9 protein-coding genes are annotated in these 7671 nt (G+C 65.3%); 4 read left to right on the forward strand and 5 right to left on the reverse strand.

What is annotated here, in order from left to right; genetic code table 11:
• From NP3_RS28995 to NP3_RS29015, 4 genes are all read left to right on the forward strand, one after another.
• On the forward strand, positions 1 to 427 hold a 427-nt coding region (locus tag NP3_RS28995; protein ID WP_218024955.1), incomplete at its 5' end, for a hypothetical protein.
• 41 nt (positions 428 to 468) lie between these two features.
• Positions 469 to 1638 carry a hypothetical protein gene (locus NP3_RS48275; RefSeq protein ID WP_157124609.1) on the forward strand — a complete coding sequence of 390 codons (1170 nt, stop codon included), beginning with the start codon at positions 469 to 471 and terminating at the stop codon, positions 1636 to 1638.
• 128 nt (positions 1639 to 1766) lie between these two features.
• The gene (locus NP3_RS29010) at positions 1767 to 2216 is read left to right on the forward strand and encodes a MarR family winged helix-turn-helix transcriptional regulator (RefSeq protein WP_245721156.1); all 450 of its coding nucleotides are present in this window, start codon (positions 1767 to 1769) and stop codon (positions 2214 to 2216) included.
• A 38-nt stretch (positions 2217 to 2254) separates the two neighbouring features.
• Positions 2255 to 3007 carry a DUF427 domain-containing protein gene (locus NP3_RS29015; RefSeq protein WP_063044783.1) on the forward strand — a complete coding sequence of 251 codons (753 nt, stop codon included), beginning with the start codon at positions 2255 to 2257 and terminating at the stop codon, positions 3005 to 3007.
• Positions 3008 to 3026: 19 nt separating this feature from the next.
• Here the strand turns inward: NP3_RS29015 and NP3_RS29020 are convergent, their stop codons facing one another.
• The 5 genes from NP3_RS29020 to NP3_RS29040 are packed head-to-tail and all read right to left on the reverse strand — an operon-like array spanning position 3027 to position 7539.
• On the reverse strand, positions 3027 to 3410 hold the full coding sequence (locus NP3_RS29020) for a DUF5615 family PIN-like protein (protein WP_063044784.1): 384 nt from the start codon (positions 3408 to 3410) through the stop codon (positions 3027 to 3029).
• Positions 3407 to 3640 carry a DUF433 domain-containing protein gene (locus NP3_RS29025; protein WP_063044785.1) on the reverse strand — a complete coding sequence of 78 codons (234 nt, stop codon included), beginning with the start codon at positions 3638 to 3640 and terminating at the stop codon, positions 3407 to 3409. The genes NP3_RS29020 and NP3_RS29025 overlap by 4 nt, the downstream gene beginning before the upstream one ends.
• Positions 3641 to 3674: 34 nt before the next feature.
• Positions 3675 to 3947, reverse strand: coding sequence for a type II toxin-antitoxin system Phd/YefM family antitoxin (locus NP3_RS47095; protein WP_084509125.1), 273 nt, complete (start codon positions 3945 to 3947; stop codon positions 3675 to 3677).
• 53 nt (positions 3948 to 4000) lie between these two features.
• Positions 4001 to 4921, reverse strand: coding sequence for an AraC family transcriptional regulator (locus NP3_RS29035; protein ID WP_063044787.1), 921 nt, complete (start codon positions 4919 to 4921; stop codon positions 4001 to 4003).
• 8 nt (positions 4922 to 4929) lie between these two features.
• Complete coding sequence (locus tag NP3_RS29040; RefSeq protein ID WP_063044788.1) at positions 4930 to 7539, reverse strand: helix-turn-helix transcriptional regulator; 2610 nt, start codon at positions 7537 to 7539, stop codon at positions 4930 to 4932.
• Between the last annotated feature and the right edge of the window lie 132 nt (positions 7540 to 7671).

Genomic DNA, 7671 nt, shown 5'->3' on the forward strand with positions numbered 1-7671 from the left:
GTTTTTGGATTGGGTTGCACCCGAACAGATGGAATCACAGGTGCGGAAGTTCCTCACCGACACGATTCCCGGTATTGCAGAATATTCAACAGATGCGTGGTGGAAAAAACCATTGTTGACCAGCATCCTTGAAGCCACGAAAGAATTGTTCGGCGACTTGGATGGATTCACCGCACCAGAAAATCACGACCCCGCCGACCAATTCGTTCGCTTCCTTGGTGAATGTTATGTACGACGACACCCCGATACCACATGGACAAACCGCCCGGAGTGGGGCGATCCGCTTTATGTCGACATTGGTCCGGCCGTGCAGGTGCGTGGAACTTCGGTGCAAAGTGTGGTGTCCAAGGCGGAAGCCTTGTTCAGGAGAAACTACGGCCCCGATATGGTCGAATACATCATCAGCAAGGCGCACCTGCCAGCATAGTAAATGAGATCATAAGATCATAAACGGGGGTGGGTGCAGCTGTGCCCGACGAATACGATGACTACCGGCGACGAGAACGGTTGACCAACTATGAACGCGGTCTGTACTTCGAACTCGGTCGAGCACACGAGCGGGGAGAAACCGCCGAAAAAGGGTGGGTTCGTCAGTTTCGGATAGAGACCAAAGACGGTGTTCGTATCCTGGATTCGGCACGGACTGAGGGCCGAGGCACGCGAGGTATTGAGCGTAAATCTGGACGGGTCAATGAGCGGGAGACGCTGCGGCAATTAGGTCTAGAGCGCCTAGCTTTCGAATCTGGCCAATTGACGAGTAGCACGTGGGAAACGGTGGCCGGCGAAAAGGTGCCACCCGAAGTGGTCAAGGAAATGCAGGCCATGGCCCGCGATTTTCGTGGCAAGTTTCACCATCAGGTGATATCGAGGGCTGACGCGTTGCGTGCTATCCAGCTCGGACAATCCATGGTGTCGAAACAACTCGAACTGGTCCGGGCGCACGAGCTGGTACGTGCCGACCGCGCTCGAAAACGTCTGGAGAATATCCGGGAGATTGTCCGAGCGCGGCAGCCGAAAGAACGTGAGGAACCAGCTCGGGAGAGAGACGGACAGCATCGGGAGAAAGCGCCGAAGAGCAAAGCGCTCGAACGAGAACCGCTAGACCCGCGCGCCCGTGAAAGCGACCAGGACAAGCCGAAACCGCCCTCCGTCACCAGAGAACGCACGGACCCCACGCCGAAGGCACAAGAGGTCCGCGAGCGTGCGGAAACGCAAGCGCGGGCGACTGTCGATAGTCTCGGCTCGTTCCTCACCGATGCACAGAAGGAGCAAATACTGGCCGCGCGGAGACAGGAGCGAGACAACGAACGCGACGTCGTAGCCCTGGAGATGAAACCCGTACGCGGCCAAGAACCTCCAGCCCCGCCACCCGTACCGCAGCGGACGCCGGAGCAACACGAAAACGCCCTATCGCGAGCTGTGGAGGAACGCGAAAGAGCACGAGCGGCAGCGAAAGAGGCGGGGCTGTCTCCGGAGATCATGGGTATTCTGGGGCTCAACAGCGACGACCCGCCCAAGATGATCGACACCGACGCGACGCGGACACACGCGGACTCCGAAAGGGACCGGGCGATACACCAGCAGCGCGAACGCGAACGCTCGGATCGTGAACGAGAGAGCCGACATCGAAGCGACTAGCCACCTCGAAGTCAATCGATTTCAGGCACGGCGAAGACCCCCGGCGCGCCATCGTTTACGCAGATCGGGCACACACCCTCGCCACACATAGTTAGCGTATGTAATAATATTCTATGCAGCAGGCTCAGGTGGCAACAGCAGATGACATCGTGGTCGACCTCCTCGTCACCGCGGGTCGGCTGACCCGGCTGGCCGGGGTGATCAGCCGCGACGATCTGCCGCGAGCCGTGATGCGCGCACTGGCGGTGCTCGACGAACACGGCGCGGTGCGCGTCAGCGAATTCGCTCGTATCGATCGATGTTCACAGCCAGCGGCAACGGCGCTGATCGGCAGGCTCGTCGCGGACGGATACGCCTCCCGGCGCAAGGATCCGGATGATTCCCGGGCCGTCGTCGTCGAGCTCACCCCGGCCGGACGCAGCCGCCTGACGCGTGCCCGCGGCGCCTTCGGCGAGGCGATGGCGGCGGGGCTCACCGGTTTCGATATCGAACGGTTGGCCAGGATGGAAAGCGACATGAAGGAACTGCTGGACGCGCTGAAGAAGTCGGTGCCGCAGCATCTGTCCAGGTCGCGATAGCCGACTCGGCTGGTCGGACCGGAGTACGGTCGGAGAGTATGACCGATGAGAAGCGTGGCCGAGTCAAGGTAGCGACCAGCCAGAAGCGAGTCCGGGTCTACCTCGGCGGCCAGCTGGTCGCCGATACCGCCCGACCGGTCCTGGTCTGGGAAAGTCCGCACTACCCGACCTACTATCTGCCCGTCGCGGATCTGCGCGCGAAACTCGAGCCGAACGGCACCAGCGCGAAATCCCCGAGCCGCGGCACCGCGACCGGGTACGACGTGGTCGTCGACGGCACCACCGCGTCCGGAGCCGCGGTGCGCTATCACGACTCCCCGTTCACCGAACTGAACGAGCTGGTGCGCCTGGACTGGAACGCCATGGACGAATGGTTCGAAGAGGACGAGCCGGTCTACGTCCACCCGCGCGATCCGTACACCCGCGTCGACATCCTCGCGAGTTCCCGGCATATCCGCGTCGAAATCGACGGCACCACCGTGGCCGACTCGCACTCCCCCCGCATCCTCTTCGAAACCGCCCTCCCCGCAAGGTATTACCTCCCCCTGACCGATGTTCGACAGGACCTGCTGAAGCCCTCGGCAACCCACACCAGCTGCCCCTACAAGGGCACCGCCGACTACTGGACCGTCCACATCGACGGCAAGGAATACCCGGATATCGTCTGGGGCTACCGCACCCCGCTCCCGGAAAGCCAGAAGATCGCGGGCCTGGCCTGCTTCTACAACGAGAAGGTCGATATCTACCTCGACGGCGAACTCCAGGACCGCCCGAATACGCCGTTCAGCTGAGTCCGGGCCACCCGCCCGGCTACCCAGACATCGGCGCCCCAGGGGCGCGATCAGTGTGGGCAACCAACCGGTCGCGACCCATTTCCACGACCGAACAATCCGACAGGAGCCCCACGATCTGCTCCAGATGCGCGGCGACGAGGGCCAACAGCGCGGCATTGGTGATGTTGCCGGTCGCCACGATCAACAATGATCGTGGGCAGCCTTCGAGCACATGACCGATCCAGAAGTCACGGTCCTTGGTGACGACAGTGCGGTCCTGGCGATCCGCGAGTATCGCGATGGTGCGATCAGGGGTGCGATTCCCGAGCGAGAGCTCCGACGTGTGGACTGCGTCGTGACCGGCGGTCACCAGAAAGGACGCCAGCTGGCGCGGCAACTGCGCGTCGACTAAGAACTTCACGCAGCATCGAACGTGATTGTGGTCCTCTGTGCGGTCACCACGGCAGCGTACTCGAGGGCCGCCAAGACATCCTCGAGTTCGAGGTCTGGATAGTCGCCGAGGATTTCCTCCGTGCTCATGCCAGAGGCGAGAAGTTCGAGCAGCATCTCCACGGGGTACCGCAGGCCGCGCACGACCGGTTTGCCGTGGCAGATTTCCGGGCTCGAGGTAATGCGGCCGAGAAGCGACATGCTTCCACTGTATCCAATGGTGCACGCCGGTTCGTCATCGACGGGATTCCCGTGCGCCGTCGCCGATATGGTCCCCGGTACCCGAGAATTCGTCGGCTTCCCGCTGCATTCGGGCATGGTCTACTCGCGGCAGTTTTCGATGCCGTTCCACGAGTTCTGCAGCCGTCAGTCGACCGCGACGACCGACGGGCCGCAGTTCGGCGACCTCCACACCATTACGAATGACCCGAACGACCTCACCAGCCTCCACGGCGTCCATGACCGTCGCGAAGTTATCGCGAAACTCCCGGTGCGTGATCGCCTTCATGACCGCTAGCACAGCCCGATGTAGCACGAGAGTCAAGCCTGGCTGAGCAACGGTCAGACCGCGATCAGTGGGGGCTGGTCGTCTGCGCGGCGGTATTGGCCTGGGGCCTGGCCGTATTCGCGTTTGAATGCCTTGGCGAAGGCGAATTCGGAGGTGTAGCCGACCTTTCGGGCGATCGCGCCGAGGGGGCTGTCGGTGTCGCGGAGCAGGCGGGCGGCGGTGAGCATGCGCCAGCGGGTGACGTAGGCCAGGGGTGGTTCACCGACGGTGGCGGTGAAGCGGCGGGTCAGGGTGGCTCGGGAGACGCCCGCGATATCGCTGAGGTCGGGGACCGTCCAGGTGCGGGCGGGTGCTTCGTGTACAGCGCGCAGTGCCGCGGCGACCGCTGGATCGGCGAAGGCCCCCGCCCAACCGGTGGCGGGTTCGTCGGCGGCCTGTTCGTCGAACCAGGCGCGCAGCATGAACAGAAGCAGGGTTTCCAGGATGACGGGAACAGCGGCATCGCTGCCTTGTTTCGGTTCGGCGACCTCGGCGGCGAGCAGGTCGACGGCGGCGCGCAGGGACGGGTGGCGGCCGGGACGTGCTGGGAGATGGATGAATTCGGGGAGTTCGTCGAGCAGCGGATGGCTGCGCTGCCTGCCGAGTTCGTATGCGCCGCACAGCAGGGCGGTGCGCGCACCCGGTCCGGTGATCTCGCGCGGTTCCCCCGGCTGCGCCTTCTCGGTGACCGGGCTGTCGAGGCGGTCGAGCAGATCGTGGTCGGCGCCGCGCGGCATGAACAGGACGTCGCCGACACCGAGAGCTATCGGTTCGCCGCCGGTCGGCACCGCCAAGCACGAACCCTGCAGCACCACATGGAAACCCGCGCCGGGGACGACCGGATAGGCACGGCCCCACGGCGCGTGCCGGATGAACAGGCCGGAGGTCGGGTTGCCGGTGCGGATGGCGGCGATGGTTTCGCTGAGGATGTCCATCGCCGCGCTCAGCCGACCCCGCCGGAGGACTCACCGCGCATCAGCGCACCCAGGGACTCGCGGTCGGTCACGTCCATCTTGATGCAGGCGCGGTATAGGTGGCCCTCGACCGTGCGGACGGAAACCGTGAGGCGATCGGCGATCTGCCGGTTGGACAGGCCTGCCGCAACGAGATTCGCGATTTCACGTTCGCGCGAGGTCAGTGGCAACGGCTGGGCCGCCTGGCGCAAAGCGGGCGTGCTGGCACCACCGCAGGCCGCGGCGAGACGGTTCGCGGTTGCCGCGGATTCGAGCAGGCGGCGGCGGTCACCGGCGCGTTCGTGAGCGGATGCGGCTTGGGCGGCGGCATCGGCGGCGGAGAGCATGGCGCCGATGCGCTCGAATTCGGCTGCGGCCGCGTCGAGTCCGGGTCCGTCGTGCGCCGCGAGTGCCACCGCATGGCGGGCCTGGACCTGCACCAGTTCGCCGTCGACCCGGGCGGCCAGGTCGGCGAGTCGGCCCGCCACGGAATGGTCGCCGAAGCGGGCGGCCGTATGCAGCGCCATGGCCTCGATGGCGTGCTGATGTGCGCGCGCCGCCGCGTCGGCGGCGCCCATGGCAAGTCGGATGGCGGGCGTGACGGTGCCTTCCGCGGCGGCCGCGCAGGCGCGCGCGATCTCCAACTGCGGGTCGTAGACCGCGCTGTGCCTGCCGCCGCGAGCGGCCGCCTCGGCAATGGATTCGGCCGCCTCCGGGGCCCGCCCGAGTGCCGAATATGCCTCGGCCAGACGGATTCTCGCCGGAATGTGCCAAGCGGCGGCACCCTCGGCGGTGAGCGCGGCCAGCGCCTGTTCGAGATGTTCGATCCCATCCGGGAAGCGGCCCTGCGCCACGTCGACGGTGCCCTGCAAGATCTTCGACATGCCCCACGCGAGGTACTGGCCCGGCGCCGAGTAGCCGAAATACCCCGAGGCGCGCCGACGGGCGGCCTCGAGATCACCGGTGCAGATCAGCGCGAGCACCTCGGCATGGGTCGAGATGAACCGGTTGAGTCCGTCGATATGCGACTCCACCTGATGCCCGCGGGACGCGTACTGCCGCGCCACATCGCCCTTACCCATCAGCGCCAGCGCCAGGCCGCCGCCGAAGGCTGCCCACCAAACCGCCCACGGCGGTGCGCCTTCGGTCTCCATCACCGACTCGGCCCCGGAAAACGCGTCCTCGAGCAGATTTTCGTGAACCGCGCACGCTGCGGCCAGGCCCTCGAAGGTGGCGATGGTCTTCGGATGCTGCACCTTGCCGCGCAGCATCGCGAGCACCTCGTCGGCACGCTCGGCATCGCCCATGGCCCAGAACAGATTCGAGACCCGGGTGCTGCCCCAGCGGCCCAGTTGCACCTCGTTCATCTGATCCGGATCGAAGCTGGCGAGGGTGCGTTCGGCCTCGATGCGGTGGCCCTGCCACAGCAGCGCCCGAGCCAGCAGATCCGCGGCCTCGACTCCGCCGCGACGTTCCACCGCCGCCCTGGCGAAACGCTCACCGAGCGGCAAATTGGCCAGCCCGATCGCATCGGCGGCGGCCGCCTCGAAGAGTTCGAGATCCGCGGATTTATCGCTGTCCAAGGCCAATTCGGCCAGCCGGATGCGATCCGGCGCGGAATTGATCGCGCGTTCCTTGAGCGAGGAGTACAGCCGACCGCGCAGCCGCCGGGCCGAGGCGATGCCGAGCCTGCGCCGGATGACCTCACCGAACAGCGGATGGTTGTAGCGCACGATCAATTGATGGCTGTTCTCGACAACCCTGATGAGACCGCGGGTTTCGGCGGCCTCCACGGCTTCCTCCCCCGCCAGTTCGGAGAGCACGTCGAGATCGATGGGCTCGCAGAAGGTGAGCAGTTCGAGCACCCGCAGCACCGGTTCGGGCAGCTGCTCGACCCGATCCTCCAGTAGCGCCGCCAATTCCGAGGTCACCGCGGCCCGGCCGCGCAGCTGCCAGACGCCGTTCACCTGCCGCAGCGCGCCCGCCTCCAGCGCGCCCTCCACCAAATGCCGCAGAAACAGGGCGTTTCCGCCGGAGGACTCCCACATCAGGTTGGCCGTGAAGCCTTCCAGCTGCCCACCGAGCATGGACTCGACCAGATCGACGCTCTGCTGCTGCGTGAACGGAGTGAGGTCGATGCGCAGCAGATGGCCGTCCTTCCATAACGAGGTCACGGCATCTGGCACCTGTACCCCGCTGCGAACCGTCGCGACGATATGCGCGGCCTTATCGATGGCCAGCTGCAACAGCAGTGTGGCCGAAAGCTGATCGAGCAGGTGCGCGTCGTCGACACCGATGATCGCGTGCCCGTCGGCGAGTAGCGCCTCGCGCGCGGCGGACATGAATGTCACCGGATCGTGTGCCGTATAAACGCCGACCATATGGGCGAATACGCCCAGCGGAATGCTGCGGGCCGATTCCGTACCCGCCACCCACCGGACATTGCCGCCTACCGCGGCCGTCGCCTGTCTCGCCAGCGTCGTCTTCCCGACTCCGGCGTCGCCCGTCAATACCGCACCGACGTATTCAGTTCCGGTGAGTGCCGCGCGGATCGCTTCGAACTCGGTCTCGCGCTCGATCATCGGCCAGTTCCGAGCCATAGCTCTTACTGTAGTTCGTCACGGATCATGATCGATGCCAACGAACCATGAACGGGCGCACCGGCTCCGCTGTTTCGGCTCCTAACCGAGCACGTCGTGACGGACAATGGTCTGGTCACGACCCGGTCCGAC

This window comes from Nocardia pseudovaccinii NBRC 100343, from assembly GCF_001613225.1.
Taxonomy (GTDB): domain Bacteria; phylum Actinomycetota; class Actinomycetes; order Mycobacteriales; family Mycobacteriaceae; genus Nocardia; species Nocardia pseudovaccinii.

Coding starts and splice junctions, on each gene's coding strand:
- NP3_RS29015 (WP_063044783.1), top strand. CDS start 2,255: ATGACCGATGAGAAGCGTGGCCGAGTCAAGGTAGCGACCAGCCAGAAG.
- NP3_RS29025 (WP_063044785.1), bottom strand. CDS start 3,640: ATGTCGCTTCTCGGCCGCATTACCTCGAGCCCGGAAATCTGCCACGGC.
- NP3_RS47095 (WP_084509125.1), bottom strand. CDS start 3,947: ATGAAGGCGATCACGCACCGGGAGTTTCGCGATAACTTCGCGACGGTC.
- NP3_RS29035 (WP_063044787.1), bottom strand. CDS start 4,921: ATGGACATCCTCAGCGAAACCATCGCCGCCATCCGCACCGGCAACCCG.
- NP3_RS29040 (WP_063044788.1), bottom strand. CDS start 7,539: ATGGCTCGGAACTGGCCGATGATCGAGCGCGAGACCGAGTTCGAAGCG.